Annotated in this window: 15 protein-coding genes; 5 read left to right on the forward strand and 10 right to left on the reverse strand. The window is 64.4% G+C overall.

The genetic code is table 11. The features are described from left to right. The first annotated feature begins 19 nt into the window (after nt 1-19). The 4 genes from PVU19_RS12945 (at nt 20) to PVU19_RS12960 (ending at nt 4,021) form a co-directional block, all read left to right on the forward strand. Nucleotides 20-1,390 (forward strand): glutamate--cysteine ligase, encoded by a 1,371-nt coding sequence (locus tag PVU19_RS12945; RefSeq protein ID WP_050662487.1) that lies wholly within the window; start codon nt 20-22, stop codon nt 1,388-1,390. A 206-nt stretch (nt 1,391-1,596) separates the two neighbouring features. Continuing rightward, the gene (locus PVU19_RS12950) at nt 1,597-2,031 is read left to right on the forward strand and encodes a universal stress protein (RefSeq protein WP_050662486.1); all 435 of its coding nucleotides are present in this window, start codon (nt 1,597-1,599) and stop codon (nt 2,029-2,031) included. 29 nt (nt 2,032-2,060) lie between these two features. Then, entirely contained in the window at nt 2,061-3,614 is a 1,554-nt protein-coding gene (locus PVU19_RS12955) for an alanine/glycine:cation symporter family protein (RefSeq protein ID WP_050662485.1), read from the forward strand. Between the two features lie 122 nt (nt 3,615-3,736). Next, nucleotides 3,737-4,021 carry a sll1863 family stress response protein gene (locus tag PVU19_RS12960; RefSeq protein ID WP_050662484.1) on the forward strand — a complete coding sequence of 95 codons (285 nt, stop codon included), beginning with the start codon at nt 3,737-3,739 and terminating at the stop codon, nt 4,019-4,021. Between the two features lie 75 nt (nt 4,022-4,096). On the opposite strand, the gene PVU19_RS12965 is transcribed toward PVU19_RS12960, so the two are convergent. From PVU19_RS12965 to PVU19_RS13000, 8 genes are all read right to left on the reverse strand, one after another. Continuing rightward, nucleotides 4,097-5,446 (reverse strand): aminotransferase class III-fold pyridoxal phosphate-dependent enzyme, encoded by a 1,350-nt coding sequence (locus PVU19_RS12965; RefSeq protein ID WP_050662483.1) that lies wholly within the window; start codon nt 5,444-5,446, stop codon nt 4,097-4,099. A 111-nt stretch (nt 5,447-5,557) separates the two neighbouring features. Then, nucleotides 5,558-6,871, reverse strand: coding sequence for a M16 family metallopeptidase (locus PVU19_RS12970; RefSeq protein WP_050662482.1), 1,314 nt, complete (start codon nt 6,869-6,871; stop codon nt 5,558-5,560). Next, entirely contained in the window at nt 6,868-8,211 is a 1,344-nt protein-coding gene (locus tag PVU19_RS12975; protein WP_050662481.1) for a M16 family metallopeptidase, read from the reverse strand. Before PVU19_RS12975 ends, PVU19_RS12970 begins: the two co-directional genes overlap by 4 nt. A 69-nt stretch (nt 8,212-8,280) precedes the next feature. Continuing rightward, complete coding sequence (locus PVU19_RS12980) at nt 8,281-8,814, reverse strand: DUF3035 domain-containing protein (RefSeq protein WP_050662480.1); 534 nt, start codon at nt 8,812-8,814, stop codon at nt 8,281-8,283. Between the two features lie 50 nt (nt 8,815-8,864). Continuing rightward, nucleotides 8,865-9,335 (reverse strand): signal peptidase II, encoded by a 471-nt coding sequence (lspA, locus tag PVU19_RS12985; RefSeq protein WP_050662479.1) that lies wholly within the window; start codon nt 9,333-9,335, stop codon nt 8,865-8,867. Between the two features lie 8 nt (nt 9,336-9,343). Continuing rightward, complete coding sequence (gene purH, locus PVU19_RS12990; protein ID WP_050662478.1) at nt 9,344-10,933, reverse strand: bifunctional phosphoribosylaminoimidazolecarboxamide formyltransferase/IMP cyclohydrolase; 1,590 nt, start codon at nt 10,931-10,933, stop codon at nt 9,344-9,346. Between the two features lie 32 nt (nt 10,934-10,965). Next, nucleotides 10,966-12,708: a heparinase II/III family protein gene (locus PVU19_RS12995; protein WP_050662477.1), complete on the reverse strand. Its 1,743-nt coding sequence runs from the start codon at nt 12,706-12,708 to the stop codon at nt 10,966-10,968. Nucleotides 12,709-13,058: 350 nt separating this feature from the next. After that, entirely contained in the window at nt 13,059-14,327 is a 1,269-nt protein-coding gene (locus tag PVU19_RS13000; RefSeq protein ID WP_050662476.1) for an RsmB/NOP family class I SAM-dependent RNA methyltransferase, read from the reverse strand. 68 nt (nt 14,328-14,395) lie between these two features. On the opposite strand from PVU19_RS13000, the gene PVU19_RS13005 reads away from it, so the two are divergent. Continuing rightward, nucleotides 14,396-14,587, forward strand: coding sequence for a DUF1674 domain-containing protein (locus tag PVU19_RS13005; protein WP_050662475.1), 192 nt, complete (start codon nt 14,396-14,398; stop codon nt 14,585-14,587). A 13-nt stretch (nt 14,588-14,600) separates the two neighbouring features. Here PVU19_RS13005 and PVU19_RS13010 read toward each other — a convergent pair whose 3' ends face one another. Beyond that, nucleotides 14,601-15,209 carry a LolA family protein gene (locus PVU19_RS13010; RefSeq protein ID WP_050662474.1) on the reverse strand — a complete coding sequence of 203 codons (609 nt, stop codon included), beginning with the start codon at nt 15,207-15,209 and terminating at the stop codon, nt 14,601-14,603. Between the two features lie 116 nt (nt 15,210-15,325). Next, on the reverse strand, nt 15,326-16,036 hold the full coding sequence (locus tag PVU19_RS13015) for a dimethylsulfonioproprionate lyase family protein (protein WP_050662473.1): 711 nt from the start codon (nt 16,034-16,036) through the stop codon (nt 15,326-15,328). Nucleotides 16,037-16,158 lie beyond the last annotated feature (122 nt).

The following is a 16,158-nucleotide window of genomic DNA, read 5'->3' on the forward strand; positions in this document are numbered from 1 at the left end:
AGCTTCAGGAGGCCCGACCATGTCCATCCCTCAATCCGGCGGCGGGCCGATTGAACGCCATGACCAGCTTGCCGAATACATGGCAAGCGGCTGCAAACCCAAGGCCGATTGGCGCATCGGCACCGAGCACGAGAAATTCGGTTATTGCAAGGACACGCTCCTTCCCATCCCCTATGACGGCGAACGCAGCGTGCTTGCCGTGCTCGAAGGGCTGCGCGACGGACATGGCTGGGCCCCTGTCGAAGAGGCTGGCAAGCTCATCGGGCTGGAAAAGGACGGGGCCAATGTCTCGCTGGAGCCGGGCGGGCAACTGGAACTCAGTGGCGCGCCGCTGGAGAATATCCACCAGACCTGCGACGAGGTGAACGTGCATCTGGCCGAGGTCAAGGACGTGGCCGACAAGGTCGGCGTCGGCTTCATCGGGCTGGGGGCCGCGCCCGTCTGGACGCATGACCAGATGCCGATGATGCCCAAGGGCCGCTACAAGCTGATGGACAGCTACATGCAAAAGGTCGGCACCATGGGCCAGACCATGATGCGCCGCACCTGCACGGTGCAGGTCAATCTCGATTTCTCGACCGAAGCGGACATGGTGCAGAAATTCCGCGTGGCGCTGGCCCTGCAACCGGTCGCGACCGCGCTTTTCGCCAATTCCCCGTTTCTGGAAGGCAAGCCCAACGGCCACAAGTCCTGGCGCGCGCGGGTCTGGCGCGATCTCGATGCCGACCGCACCGGCATGCTGCCGTTTGTCTTTGACGAGGGGTTCGGGTTCGAGGCCTATGCCGATTACGCGCTCGATGTGCCAATGTATTTTGTCTATCGCGACGGGCAGTATATCGACGCTTTGGGGCAGTCCTTCCGCGATTTCCTGAACGGCGAACTGCCCGCCCTGCCCGGCGAAAAGCCCACGCTCAGTGATTGGGCCGATCACCTCACCACCATTTTCCCCGAGGCGCGGATCAAGAAATTCATGGAGATGCGCGGTGCCGATGGCGGGCCGTGGCGCAGGCTCTGCGCGCTGCCCGCGTTCTGGGTCGGGCTGATGTATGACCAATCCGCACTCGATGCCGCATGGGATCTTGCCAAGGGCTGGGATGCGGAAACTCGCGAGGGCCTGCGGGTCGCGGCGAGCGTCGACGGGCTTCAGGCCAAGGTGAACGGGGTCGACATGCACGATCTGGCGCGCGAGGTGCTCGACATCTCCGAATCCGGCCTCAAGGCGCGCGGCTGCTCGGGCGGCGGCGGCATGATCCCCGACGAGACGCATTTCCTCAACGCCCTGCGCGAGAGCGTCGATTCAGGAAAAACCCCCGCCGATGAGCTGCTGGAACACTATCACGGTGACTGGCAAGGCGATCTGAGCCGCATCTACGCCGAATTCAGCTATTAAGGCTGCCTGTGACACCCCGTCGCAGCGCGGGTCGCTCTGCGGGTTCGGGATATTTTTGCAAATCGGGCCGAATTGCGTCGAATTTTGGCGCATATGGCGCGAGAAAGCGCGGATTCCGGGAAAATTGAAATCCTAACCTCTGGTAGAGTGATTCACCGGGTCAATTGAACCGCACCCGGAAAAGCAACCAACGAGGGAATATCATCATGTCTGGAAAATTCGTCGTCGGCTACGACGGCAGCGTGTCGGCGCGGCGCGCATTGGAATTCGCGGTGGACCGTGCCCGCGCTCAGGGCGGCACCATCGTGCTGACCCATGTGCTCGAATGGTCGCCCTATTCCTTTCTCACGCCGCAGGAACTGGAAGAGCGCCACGCCCGCCGCAAGGACGAAATGACCCGCGCGGAAAAGGCGATCATGACCACGGTCAAGGCGGAACTCGACGATGCCGGGCTCCCAAACGAGGTGGTGATCCGCTACGGCAACACCGCTGAAATCCTCGGGCGGGTCGCCAAGGAGCACAACGCCGTGCAGATCATCATCGGTCGTGACGGGCAATCGGCGCTTGGCGCGCGGGTTTTCGGCTCGGTCGCGGGCGCGCTCGTCCAGACGGCACCGGTGCCCTGCACCATCGTGCCGTGACAGAACAACAAGAACAGGGATTACAACAGATGTATCGAAACGCATTTCCCGCGGCCCTCGCCGCGGCGGGGCTCGCGCTGATGAGCGCGCCTGCCTTCGCACAAGAGCAGGCGGCCTCGCTTGACGACAAGGTCAACCAGATCTTCGCCAGTTCCACGGGCTGGTTCGTCAGCCTGATCTTCTCCAACTTTCCGGGCACCAATTTCCCCTGGATCGTGGCCTGGCTGGTAATCGGGGCCACGGTCTTTACGCTCTATTTCGGCTTTATCCAGTTCCGTGCCGTGGGCCATTCCATCGCGCTGGTGAAGGGCGATTATTCCGATCCCAACGACGCCGGTGAGGTCAGCCACTTTCAGGCGCTTGCCACGGCGCTGTCGGGCACGGTGGGCCTCGGCAATATCGCCGGTGTCGCGGTGGCGGTCAGCATCGGCGGGCCGGGGGCCACGTTCTGGATGATCCTCGCGGGTCTGATGGGCATGGCGTCGAAGTTCACCGAATGTACCTTGGGCGTGAAATACCGTAACGAGTACCCCGACGGGCGCGTCTCGGGCGGCCCGATGTATTACCTGACCAAGGGCTTTGCCGAACGCGGCCTGCCCGGTGGCAAGATCCTCGCCGTATTGTTCTCGATCTTCTGTATCCTCGGCGCGCTCGGTGGCGGCAACATGTTCCAGGCCAACCAGGCGCATCAGCAGATTTCCGGGATCGTCGGGGCCTATCCGGGCTGGATCACTGGCGTGATCTTTGCCGGTGTGGTCTTTGCTGTGATCGTGGGCGGTCTCAAATCCATCGCCAAGGTGACCGAAAAAGTGGTGCCGTTCATGGGTATCCTCTATGTCGGCACAGCGCTGATCATCATCGCGATGAATGCCGATCAGATCGGCTGGGCCTTTGGCCAGATATTCGAAGGGGCCTTTACCGGGCTTGGCGTCGCGGGCGGCATGGTCGGCGCGCTGATCCAGGGCTTCAAGCGGGCGGCGTTTTCCAACGAGGCGGGCGTCGGTTCTGCGGCCATTGCCCACTCGGCGGTGCGCACCAAGGAGCCGATCACCGAAGGCTTCGTGTCGCTGCTCGAGCCGTTCATCGACACGGTCGTGGTCTGCACCATGACGGCGCTGGTGATCATCATCACCGGGCAGCTTGTGGCCGGGCCCGATGGCAACTACCTCCTGAACGAGGCGGGCACCGCCGTGCAGACCGTCGGCGGCACCTCGGGCGTCGGCCTCACCTCGGCGGCCTTCGGCAGCGCGATCAGCTGGTTTCCTTATGTGCTGGCCATCGCCGTCGTGCTCTTTGCCTTCTCGACGATGATCAGCTGGTCCTATTACGGCCTCAAGGCCTGGACCTACCTCTTCGGCGAGGGTGAGACCAAGGAACTGGTGTTCAAGGTGATCTTCTGCATCTTCGTGGTGATCGGCGCGGCCGCCAATCTCGGCCCGGTGATCGACTTCTCGGATGCGGCGATCTTTGCCATGGCGGTGGTGAACATCATCGGCCTCTACTTCCTGATGCCGATCGTCAAGCGCGAGCTCAACAGCTACATGAGCCGCCTGAAATCTGGGGAAATCAAGAAGTTCGAGTAACCCTGACGTCACGGCGTCGACCACAGGGGGCCAGCGCGCAATCGCTGGCCCCTTTCATTTCGGCGCAGCGTGCATACCTGCTACACTGTAAACGCGATCAACAGATCAAAGGAGACCACAAGATGGACAAGGAAACATATCAGCAAAAGCTTCAGGCCCAGCTCGATCAGTGGAAAGCCGAGATCGACAAGCTGCAGGCGCAGTCGCGCGAAGCGTCCGCCGACATGCAGGCCAAGTATCAGGAGCAGATCAAGGACCTACGCGAAAGGCGTGGTGAGATGGAGGCCGAGTATGACAAGATACAGGCAGCCAGCACCGAGGCGTGGAAGGACTTCAAGACCGGCGCCGATCAGGCCTGGGAAAACATGTCGAATGCCATGAAATCGGCGTGGAGCCGATTTGGCTGAGCCTTGCAAGGCTCAGCGCGCAAGCGCTTTTCAAAGCGCTTGCGCCAAGCCGTTTGAACCGGCTTGGCCTGTCGCTCAGGCTGCTGCAAACCCTGCATCAAGCGAGGCGAGGATCACATCGACCTCTGCCTCAGAGATCACCAGAGGCGGCGACATCAGCACGTTATGCGCGCCAAGCCGCACCATGGTCCCCGCCTCATAGGTTGCCTGATGCACGCGCTTCATGGTTTCGGCATCCATCGGCGTCTTCTTCGCCCGGTCGCTGACCAGTTCGATCCCGGTCATGAGGCCATGCCCACCCCGCACATCGCCGATGATGTCGTATTTCTCCGCCAGCTTGCAGACACCGTCATAAAGCTGCGTGCCGCGCGCCGCCGCGTTGGTCTTGGTGTCCAGCCGCAGCGTTTCCGACAGGCAGGCCACCACCGCCGCAGCCCCGACGGGATGCGCCGAATAGGTGTAGCCGGTCCAGATGCTGCCCTCGGGGCCCGCGTTCTCGAACACATCCGCCACCTTGTCGCCCAGCAGAACGCCACCCACCGGAAAATAGCCCGAGGTGATGCCCTTGGCGATGGTCATCATGTCGGGCTGCACGCCCCAATGCCGCGCGCCGGTCCAGTCGCCGGTGCGCCCAAAGCCGGTGATCACCTCGTCCGAGATCATCAGGATGCCGTAGCGGTCGCAGATCTCACGCATGTGCTTCATAAAGCTCGCATGCGGCACGATCACCCCACCCGCGCCCTGAATCGGCTCCATGATGAAGGCGGCGATGGTGCTGGGGTCCTGAAACTCGATCTCGTCGACCATCGCGGCGGCGATCTTTTCGGCCAACTTGGCACCATCAGTTTCATCGAACGGATTACGATAGGTATAAGGGCTAGGCAGGTGGAAACAGCCCGGCAAGAGCGGCTCATAGGTGATCCGGAAGCGATTGTTACCGTTTACCGACGCCCCACCCCAATGGGTGCCGTGATAGCCCTTCTTGAGGCTGAGGAACTTGGTGCGTGTCGGCTCGCCCCGCAGGCGGTGATACTGTCGCGCCATGCGCAGCGCCGTGTCCACGCTATCGGACCCGCCAGAGGTAAAGAAGACACGGGTCATCCCGTCCTCGGCAAAGAATTCCTGCACCGCATAGGACGCCTCGATCGCCGCCGGGTTGGTGGTTCCGGCGAAGGCCGAGTAATAGGGCAACTGCCAAAGCTGATCGGAAATCGCCTGTTTCACCGCGTCGTTGGAATAGCCGAGGTTGACGCACCACAGTCCGCCAACCGCATCCACCGGATCATGCCCGTCGATATCGGTGATCCGCACGCCCTCGGCCCCTTTTATGATCTTGGGTGCGTTGGTCTGCTGCTCGCCGGGATGGCCCATCGGGTGCCACAGGTGGCGGGCGTTCATTTCACGCAGGAAGTTGTCGTCTTTCATGGAGGGCCTCCGGGCAGTCTTGAGGAATTTGATCAAATCCTGCCACCACGGCCCGGCACTGTCCAGAGGCATATCGCCGGGCCACGCGAGGGTCGCCCGGCTATTGCAAGGTCAGTTCACCTGCTCGTCGAGCCCCTCGGGCTGGCCAACCACCACAAAGGTCAGCGCCTCGGGGTCAAGCCGCTCGCGCGCGACGCGGTTGATCTGTTCCAGCGTCACGGCGTTCACCATGTCATTGCGATTGGCGATATAATCGAGCGGCAAGCCGTCCATCTGCATGCCCACGGCAATCGACGCAATCGGGCCGTTGCCCTCGAACCGCAGCGGAAACGCGCCAGTCAGGTAGGTCTTGGCATCCTGTAATTCCTCTGCGGTCACACCCTCGTCGCGGATGCGCGCCCATTGATCGCGAATGACGGAAATCGCCTCGGCGACGCGGTCATTGGCCGATGCGACCGACCCCATCCAAAGCTGCGCGGCATCCTTGTCCGCGAGGTAGGAATAGACCCCGTAAGTCAGGCCGCGCTTTTCGCGCACCTCGGTCATCAGGCGGCTTTCGAACCCGCCGCCCCCGAGGATATGGTTGAGCACGAAGGCGGCAAAGAAATCCGGATCGTCGCGGTCAACGCCGCGTTGTGCAAAGGCTGCAACGGATTGCGGCGTCTCGAACGGCACCACCTCGACACCGCCGGGCAGGTTCAGATCGGCCTCGGCGGGCAAGGGCGCACCCTCTTGCGGCAAATCACCCAGCAGATCGTCGAGCAATGTTGCCAGATCCGCTTCGGCGATGTCCCCGACGGCGCTGATATAGACCTGCTCGCGCGTCAGCGCACGCGCGTGGGCGCCCACGATATCCTCGCGGTTCAGCGCCTCGACGCTTTCGACCGTGCCTTCCAGCTGGCTTCCATAGGGATGGTCACCAAAGACCAGCCCGTCAAACGCCTTGCTCATCAGGTCGCGCGGATCGGTCCGCGCCGATCGCAGGCCGGACAGCACCTGCTGGCGCACCCGCTCGAGCGCCTCGGGTGAAAAACTCGGCTCCACAAGGCTCGCGCGCAGCAGGTCGAGCGCGGCCTCACGGTTCTCGGTCAGGAACTGCGCGGACACGGCGACGGCATCATCGCTCACGTTATAGCTGAACTTCGCCGCCAGCGCGTCGCGTGCCCGGGCGAACGCTTGCGCATCCATGTCAGCCGCACCCTCTTCCAGCAGCCCCACCATCAGGTTGGTGGCCCCGCGCGCGTCCTCGACATCAAGCGAGGCACCGCCGCGAAACCGCAATTCCAGCGCCACGAACGGGATCGCATGATCCTCGACCAACCAAGCGGTCAGCCCGCCGGGGGTGGTGATCTCCTTGATATCGACCTCGGCGCGCGCGGGCAGCGCCGCGATCAGCAGGAACAGGCTCAGCAGAATACGGATCATTGGGTCACCTCCGGGGCCATCAGCCATCCGGTGACCGATTGACTACGGTCCAGCACCCGGCGCGCGGCCTGCATGATTTGCTCTGGTGTCGTGTCTTGCAGAATGCCGGGCCAGGCCTGAACATCCTCGACCGTCAGCCCTTGGGTCAGCGCACGACCATAGCGCCGCGCAAGGCCACCGGCATCGTCGCGGTCATAGACTTCCTCGGCCCGCACCTGCATCTTGATGCGCTCCAGCGCCTCTGCGTCAGGCCCGGTCTCGAGAAACGCGGTCAGCGCCTCGTCGAGCGCATCTTCAGCCTGTTGCAGGCTCACTCCGGCCGCCGGCACCACTGCAAGGTCAAACGTCGTGTCATCAAGCGAACTCGCCGAATACCACGCCCCCACCTGCACCGCGATCTTCTCATTGAACTGCAGCCGCTCGTTCAGGAACGAGGTCTGCCCCCCGCCCAGCAACTCGGCCAGAAGCATCAATGCCGCAGCCTCTTGCTGCGCGCCGCTATCGCGCTCGGGTGCAAGATAGGACCGCGTGACATAAGGCTCCGAGACGCGCGCATCGCGCATCGTCATCCGGCGCTCTGCCAGTTGCGGGGGTTCCTGCGGACGGGTGCGCTCGGGCAGGTCGGTATTGGCCGGGATCACACCGTAATGCTGTTCGGCGAGGCGGCGCACCTCATCCGGGGTCACATCCCCCGCCACGACGAGGATCGCATTGTTGGGTGCGTAATACATCTCGTAGAAGTCGAGTGCGGCGTCGAGATCAAGCGCCTCCATCTCATGGCGCCAGCCGATGATCGGCACGCCGTAGCGGTGGTTGAGATATTGCGTCGCGCTCTTTTGTTCGCGAAACAGCGCGCTTGGATTGTTCTCGACCCGCTGATTGCGCTCTTCGATGATGACATCGCGCTCGGTGGCGATATCGGCCTCGTCCAGTTGCAGGTTGACCATGCGGTCCGCCTCCATCCCCATCACCAGATCAAGACGATCCGCGGCGATGCGCTGGAAATACGCGGTGTAATCATAGCTGGTAAAGGCATTATCCGAGCCACCGTTGCGCGCCACGGTGGATGAAAACTCGCCCGGTTCCATCGTCTTGGTGCCCTTGAACAGAAGGTGCTCCAGAAAATGCGCCACGCCCGAGACGCCGGGCCGCTCATCCGCCGACCCGGCGCGATACCAGACCATGTGCGTAACCACCGGCGCACGATGGTCCTCGATGACCACCACCTGCATGCCATTGTCGAGGGCGAAGGACGTGACCTGATCTGATGTCTGCGCCATCACGCTCAGGGGCAGGATGGCGGTCAGCGCGGCAAAGAGCCAGACGGTGAGGTTTCGCATGACGGGGATCTCCGGTCGGTCAGGACTTGGTTTCGATATAGATACGCCTTGCCCGCCCGGTTTCAACCATCAGCCTTCAGGCGGCGGCGGGCTTGCGGGGGTCACGATTCCGCGACGGCGCAGACGGCGCTCTTCGGCATAGGCATCGAGCCAGTCACGGCGATACGCCTGCACGTAGTCATCGCCGGGCAGGATGCGCAGCACGTTGACCCGGCCATAAGAGCGGCGGATTTCGCGATCTTCCTGCGCCAAGGTCTGCCGGATGCCGGGCGTGCCGCCATAGCGGTTGGCGTGATTGACCAGCGCGCCGTTGCTCGCGGCGGGGGCCTGCGCATTCACCGCCGCCGGATTGCCACCCAGTGCAGCGACCCCATCGGCCAGCGGGTTTTGATCGGTGCGATTGCTGCCGCCGGGCGTCGGCACCGGCAGCGTCGACAGGTCCTCGGGCGCTTGCAGCGGCTTGCCCGGGATGATCGAGAATTCGTCGGGCCCGTTCCCGGTGTTGCGAATGCGCGTCAGCGTCACGTCGTCATCGCGCGCGCCACAGCCCGCAACAATGGTCGCGGCCAGAAGGATCAAAACGGTCTTGCGCGGCATCTTCATCGCCACTCCCCTGCAACTTTCCCGCTCCTTATCGCATTCCAAGGCCAAGGTCACGAGGGCTTTTTCCCCGCAGGCAACAGAACCAGCCCGAAGGCCCCGACAAAGACCGCGATATCGGCCACATTGAACGCATAGGGATTGTTGATCCCGCAGCACGACATGTTGAGAAAGTCAGCGACAGCACCATAGATCAGCCTGTCGATCACGTTCCCGAGCGCACCGCCCACCAGCAGGCCGGCTGCGATTTTCTGCCATCGGCCCGCAGGCTCATGATGCACCCACCACAGAACCGCCCCCGAAATCACCAGCGCCACCGCGATCAGTACCCAGCGTGTGACCGGATTATCACCGGCCATGAGCCCAAAATTAATCCCGTAATTCCATGCCATGCGCAGGTTGAGATAGGGCGGCCAAACGTCGATCCGTCCAAGCATCCGCAGGTCCATCGCGTGAACCACGAGGTATTTCGTCGCCTGATCGAACAAAAACACCCAAAACGCTGTCCAGTAGAAAAGTCTCATCCGCACGCTCAGTGCCGGAAATGGCGCATGCCGGTCAGCACCATCGCCAGCCCTGCCTCGTCCGCCGCCGCGATCACCTCGTCATCGCGCATCGAGCCGCCGGGATGAATGACCGCCGTCGCCCCCGCCTCTGCCGCCGTCAGCAGCCCGTCGGCAAAGGGAAAGAACGCGTCAGAGGCCACGACGCTGCCCTGCGTGAGCGGCGCCGCGAGGCCCAGCGCCTCGGCCATGTCCTGCGATTTGCGCGCGGCGATGCGGCAACTGTCGACGCGGCTCATCTGGCCTGCCCCGACACCCACCGTGGCACCGTCCTTGACGTAGACGATGGCGTTGGATTTCACGTGTTTCGCCACTTTCCAGGCGAAGAGCATATCCGACATCTCGCGATCCGTCGGCGCGCGTTTGGTCACGACACGCAGGTCATCGGCGCTGATTCGTCCCGTATCCTTGTCCTGCACCAGATAGCCGCCCGCCACCTGTTTGATCATGCGCCCCGCAGTCGCCGGATCAGCCAGACCCTCGGTCAACAAAAGGCGCAGATTCTTCTTCTTGGCGAAAATACTCACCGCGTCGTCATTCGCCCCGGGCGCAATCACCACTTCGGTGAAGATGCCCGCGATCTCTTCCGCCGTGGCGCCATCGAGCGGCTGATTGAGTGCGATGATCCCGCCAAAGGCGCTGGTCCGGTCGCAATCGAAAGCGGATTTGTAGGCCTCAAGCAGCGTCGCGCCACGCGCCACGCCGCAGGGATTGGCATGTTTGATGATCGCGCAGGCGGGGCCGTCCTCGGGGGCGAATTCGCTGACCAGCTCAAACGCCGCGTCGGTGTCGTTGATGTTGTTGTAGCTCAGTTCCTTGCCCTGCATCTGCCGCGCCGTGGCGACACCGGGCCGGTCCGAGCCATCCACATAGAACGCCGCCGCCTGATGCGGGTTCTCACCATAGCGCAAGGTCTGCGCAAGCGTGCCCGCCACGGCGCGGCGACGCGGGGCAGGCTCGTTGATGGCATCCGCCATCCAGCTGCTGACCGCCGCGTCATAAGCCGCCGTGCGCGCATAGGCCACCTGCGCCAGTCGTTGCCGGAACGCATAGCGCGTCTGCCCGTCCTGCGCGTCAAGTTCCGCCAGCAGGGCCGGGTAATCCTCGACATCGACCACCACGTTGACAAAGGCATGGTTCTTGGCCGCCGCGCGGATCATCGCCGGGCCGCCGATGTCTATATTCTCGACGCAGGCGTCATAGTCGCCACCGCGCGCCACGGTGTCCTCGAACGGATAGAGACTGACCACCAGCAGGTCGATGGGGCCGATGCCATGCGTCTCCATCGCCGCCACGTGATCGGCGTTGTCGCGCAGCGCCAGCAGACCGCCATGCACCATCGGATGCAGTGTCTTGACGCGCCCGTCCATCATCTCGGGAAAGCCGGTCACCTCGGCCACGTCGCGCACGGCAAGCCCCGCCTCGCGCAAGCTGCGCGCGGTGCCCCCGGTCGAGAGCAGTTCGACCCCTCGCTCGGCGAGGGCGCGGCCCAGCTCGATCAGGCCGGTCTTGTCGGATACGGAGAGGAGGGCGCGGGTCACGGGCGCGAAATCGGTCATCGGGTGTCTGTCCTGCCTTGGCGGTCTCGGGTTCAGTCCTCGGCTTCCGGTTCCAGCACCTCCTCGTGGACATCCCTGATGCCGACGGGGGTATCCTGCGCCTTGGCCAGGGACCATCTCATGCGGGTCGCATATCCCAACGCACGACCGGAGAGAACGATCTGTTTGGTCGCACGCGGTTTGAGCCGCGTCTTTTCAAGATAAACGCTCGGTTGCAAGGACAAAGCGGCCTCGCCATCGGCGCGGAATATCCAGATTTCACCACTGCGCAGCGCGATCGACACCGCAGTGCCCCCCATATCGACCGAAGCGTCGACCTCGGGATGCAGGTGAAACCGGATATCATAGGGCACGCCATTCAGCCGCGTGCCGTCGAGCGCGCGATCGAAACGGCGCTTGTCGGCTTCTGCCACCGCGAGCAGCATATCCTCGCCCGCCAGCCCCCGGCCATCCGCCGAAAGGTCGAGATTGCGAACATGGGTCAGGCCATGGCCGCGCACATACCCATCATGCGCCGTCTCGAAACGCAGCCCGTCAGACAGTTTCGAGAGGGTCGCGGGCACATTGACCGGTGCTTCGCTCAGCCAGTCCAGATGCCGCGCGTCATTGCTCAGCCGCGCGCTCGATCCAGAGGCGAGCACCAGCGCCGAATGCGACGGTGTCGCGCGCCCCGCGCGCCGCCACTCGGCGCCGAAACTCGCGCCCGAACCGCAGTTGACGATCACCGGGCGCCGCCCGGAGGTCAGCTCGAAGGCCAGCGTCGAGGCATGCGCCCCCGCCGAGGCCGCGCCCTTGGGCGGTGGGGCGGCATCCACGATCACGCTGGTGCGCCCGGCACTCAGACGGGCAAAGCCCATGGCCAGACCGTCGGGCATGCGCGTCTTGACGCCACTTGCGGCCAGCGCCCCGTCGAGCCGTCCGTCAAGCCCCCTGCCCCCGCCATGAAATCGTGCCAGCGCCCCATCGGCATGGCGCAGGGTGCGCAGCGTCGGCGCGATCCGTTCCACCGCGCGCCAATGCGCCTCCGCCGCCGACTGCCCCGAATCGCTCAGCCCCAGGGCGGCCCAGGTGAGCAGCGTGAACACCTCCAGCAACTCCTCGGGGTTCCGCGTCGGAATGCCACCCGCCGCGTCGATCTGCCGTTCGCATTCCCGCGAGAGCGCGGCGCGCGCGGCCCCCGTCAGACCCTGCATCCCCTCCAGCGACACGCCCGCATAAATGAGCCCGGTCAGCGCCTCGAACCGGGGCAGCCCCGGGGCCGCCGCCTGCCAGCGCCGTGACAGGAACGCCGTCTGCTGCGCCAAAGAGCGAAAGAACGGCGCAGACGCCTCCGACGGTTGCCCGCGCAACAAGAACAGCGCCTGTGATATCCAACGGATCAGCCGCCGACCTGTCAGATCAGGCGTCCATCCCGGCCCGGTGCCCTTGCCGTAGCGCGCGATCCATTCCCAAAGCCAGGCCTGCGCCCGCTCGCGCGCCGCCGCGTCCCCCGCAGCGGCCAGGTCATCGAGCCAGCCAAAGCCATGCAATTCGGCCGCGAAGGCCGCGTCCGGCGGCTCGATATCCCAGATCGAGGTCTGGGGGGCCTGCACGAGGCTGCCCGCAAAGACGAAATTTCCGGCACATAGCTGCCGCCCGCGCGCCAGATAGCCGATGCTGCGCGGCTCGGGCTGCGAAATGAACGCCGTTGCCGGACGGCTCATCGCCGCCCGCCGAGCGGCCATACGGTTCATCGCGCGCGACCAGCGCTCTGACAGGGGGTGCAGGTGGAACATGTGCCTCGACACGCTTCTTGCGGCGTTGATGGGTGCACTATAGCCAGCCCATCCGGTCAAGTCACCGCCTGATTGCGTCCCGGTGGGTCAGCATGTGGCGTCAGGGGTGGAAAGGGCCTCTTGCTGCCGTTGGATCAAAGCACCTGCGCGATACGCGGTCGAAGACCGCCGCGCATCGACGGGCCGCCCCGACGGCACGGCGATTTGGCTGCAACCTAAGCATCGCGTGGATGTTTTCCTGACTTGGCAGAGATAAAGTTCTGCCGAACAAGCGTTGGATCGCCGCACCGCGGCCCGTCGATGCGCGGCTTGCGGCAACGGCAGCGCCAGGCCAAAACCACCCCCGCGCCTTATCCTTTCTGCAAGCACGCCATGTAGAACCCGTCCATCCCGCCCAGATCCGGCCAATAATCAGGCCGCAAGCGTAGCCCGCCCTCCTCGGTGATCCACTCCGGCGCGATGCCGGGCCGGTCGAGCGCCGCGCGGTCGGCCGTCAGCCCCGCATGCCGCGCCAGTGCTTCCTCGACCTGACATTCCCCCTCGTCGGGCAAAAGCGAACACGTGCAGAAAACCAGCCGTCCACCGGGGGCCAAAAGCCCGAGGGCATGATCAATCATCGCCGCCTGTATCCCGATCAGCGCGCCGAACTCGGAGCCGTCCTTGGCATAGGGCAGATCGGGATGGCGGCGAATCGTGCCGGTGGCCGAACAGGGTGCGTCGAGCAGAACGGCGTCATAAACCCCCGCATGCTCCAGCGCGTCGCCCACCACGCACTCGGCCGTCAGCCCGGTGCGCGCAAGATTTTCCGCCACCCGGGCCATGCGCCGCTCGGATATGTCGAGCGCGGTCACCTGCGCGCCTCTGGCTGCCAGTTGCAACGTCTTTCCGCCGGGCGCGGCGCAGAGATCGAGCACCCGTTCGCCCGGCCTTGGATCGAGCACCTGAACCGGCAGGGCGGCGGCGGCATCCTGCACCCACCAGTCGCCGCTTTCATAGCCCGGCAGTGCCGAGACCTGCCCCGCCTCGCGCAGACGGACGGACCCGGTGGGCAGCACCATGCCGCCCAGCCGCGCGGCCCAGGCTTCGGCATCGCTCTTGACCGTCAGATCGAGCGGCGCACCTTCGAAATGCGCGCGCTCCATCGCCGCGACCGGACCCTTGCCCCACGCCTCCACCAAAGGCTCACGCAGCCAGTGCGGCAGGCCGGGCTGGCGCAGGTCGTTCCATTTAGCCGGGGCCTCCTCGGCCATCTTGCGCAGCACCGCGTTGATCAGCCCCTTGAGGCGATTGTGCCGGGGGTGCCGCCCGATGATCGCCACCGCCTCGTTGACCACACCGTGCGCGTCACCGCCCTGCGCCAGTTCCACCGTGCCTGCGCGCAACACATTAAAGACCGGCAAGGGCGGCGGTTTGCGCAGATGCTTCGACAGCAGACGATCGGCGCGCGCCAAGCCGCGCAGCGTGTCCGCCGCCAGCCGTTGCGCGCGCGCCCGATCCGCCGGGGCCAACGCCTCGAGCGCGCCACCCGCCACCAGTTCGGACATCAGCCGCCCTTCGCCCAGCACCTGATCGAGCAGGTAAACGGCAGCGGAACGGGCGGAGGGAGCGGTTTTTTTCATGGGCGGATCCTTGGCGAGACGGCAGGCGCGCGATATATCAGCGGCACACGCACAAGGAAAGCCCGACCATGAGCACCGACGACACCTCTGAGACCCGCGACCTGCCCCCCGCCGCGCAACGCGCACTGGCCGAGGCCGAGGCCCGCCGCAAGGCCGCGCAGGACGCGGACCTGCCCACCGAACTCGGCGGTCGCCGCGAGGGGCTGGAGCCGGTCCGTTACGGCGATTGGGAGAAAAAGGGGATTGCGATCGACTTCTGAGACTGTGGCGGGATCACGGGTCCACGCGCATCCGTCGCTTGCCGGGAATCTCGAACTGCTCGTTACGCAACCGCACCCCGGTCTGCAGATCCCCCAGAATGACCGTGGTCTGACTGCCGCTGCCGTCATGGATGACCCATTGACGCAACTCGACCGGATCGCCGGTAAAGACCAGGTCGATACTGCCATATTCGGGGTGTTCGGGATCCTGCGCGCGCACCGTGGTCGAAGTGCCGTCGCTGGCGTGTCCCACCACCATCCGCTCGCGCGTCAGATCCACGTTGTTGGCGAGGATGATCTTGAGCGGCGTGCGGTGCAGCGGATAGCCCACCGGCCCGTCATTCGAGCGCGGATCAATGATGCCCACCGTGTCGCCATCGGCCACCACCAGCGCCTCTTCGGGAGGGGCATATTCGAACCGCACCCGGCCCGGCCGCTTGAGCAATATCTGCCCGGTGCTGATCGTGCCATCCTCGTTCACTTGCGTGAACGCGCCCTGCGCGGTCTTGAGCCGGTTGAGATAGGATGAGATTTCCCCAAGCGACAGCTTTTCCGCCGCCGCCGCCGGGAGGGCCATCGCCGCCCACAGGACGGGAACTATTAGAATACGCATAGATTTCATACTGTCTGCCCAAGCCTTTCCGCAGGATCGTGCTTCCTGCCTTGGCTGGAAACATGGGGGGCCGCGCCCCGACCTGCAATATCACGCATGCTGTTATCCAATAGCAGGGGGCCCGTTCAAGGTGCCAGCTTGCTCTTGCGGGTCGATGACAGTTTCATCCCTGGCTTGGCAAGACGCGCCTCGGGGCCGGTCCAAGCATAGGCGAGCAAGCAGGGGTCCCGGTCGCCCGTGGTGATGCGATGCTCATCACCGGAGCGGTTCAGGATCAGCGATCCGGGCGCGAACACCGCCGCATTGTTTTCCGACCACGCCCCCGACACGGAGATATAGCTTTCCTCGATCTCGTTGTGGCTGTGCTGTGGATAGGTGGTATTCGGGGCAAACAGCACGAACCCGAGGATCAGGCTGTCGCACTTCACAGGGCCTTGCGGGCCGAGGATTTCGCAATAGGCATATTTCTGGCTCAGCGCCTTCGAAATCCGGTCATACCCGTATTCCCATGTCAGTTGGTCTTTCACTTCGCGCAGCGCCCGCGCCATGCCCTGCATCGCGGCCCGTTCGCCGAGGTCGAGGGCACGCGGGAGATGCGCCGTCACCGGCTTGGCCTGACTGGCGCGTTCAGTCATTTCCGGGTTGCGCGCCATGGCCGAGGACAGCCTGTCGCGCACCCGTTTGCGATGGCCTCGAATGGCCGCGCTGCCACCCGCAGATCCATGACGATAGAGCGAGTCGAATTCGCGCAGGAGATAGAGCCAGTTCGGGCAATCCATCAGACGCGGTTCGCCCCCCGCCGCGACGGCGTCGTTGGGGGTGGGTGTGTCGGACATCTTTCCGTCTCCGCCTTTTGGGGTGGTTGCGTGCGCCGGTCGCGTGACTAACGCCCGAACCGGCACATGCCAAGCAGAGCAGAAGGTCTTTCAGGCCGCAATCGGAAACCCGAGTGACGACA

The sequence above is a fragment of the Roseovarius tolerans genome (genome assembly GCF_028885395.1).
Lineage (GTDB): Bacteria > Pseudomonadota > Alphaproteobacteria > Rhodobacterales > Rhodobacteraceae > Roseovarius > Roseovarius tolerans.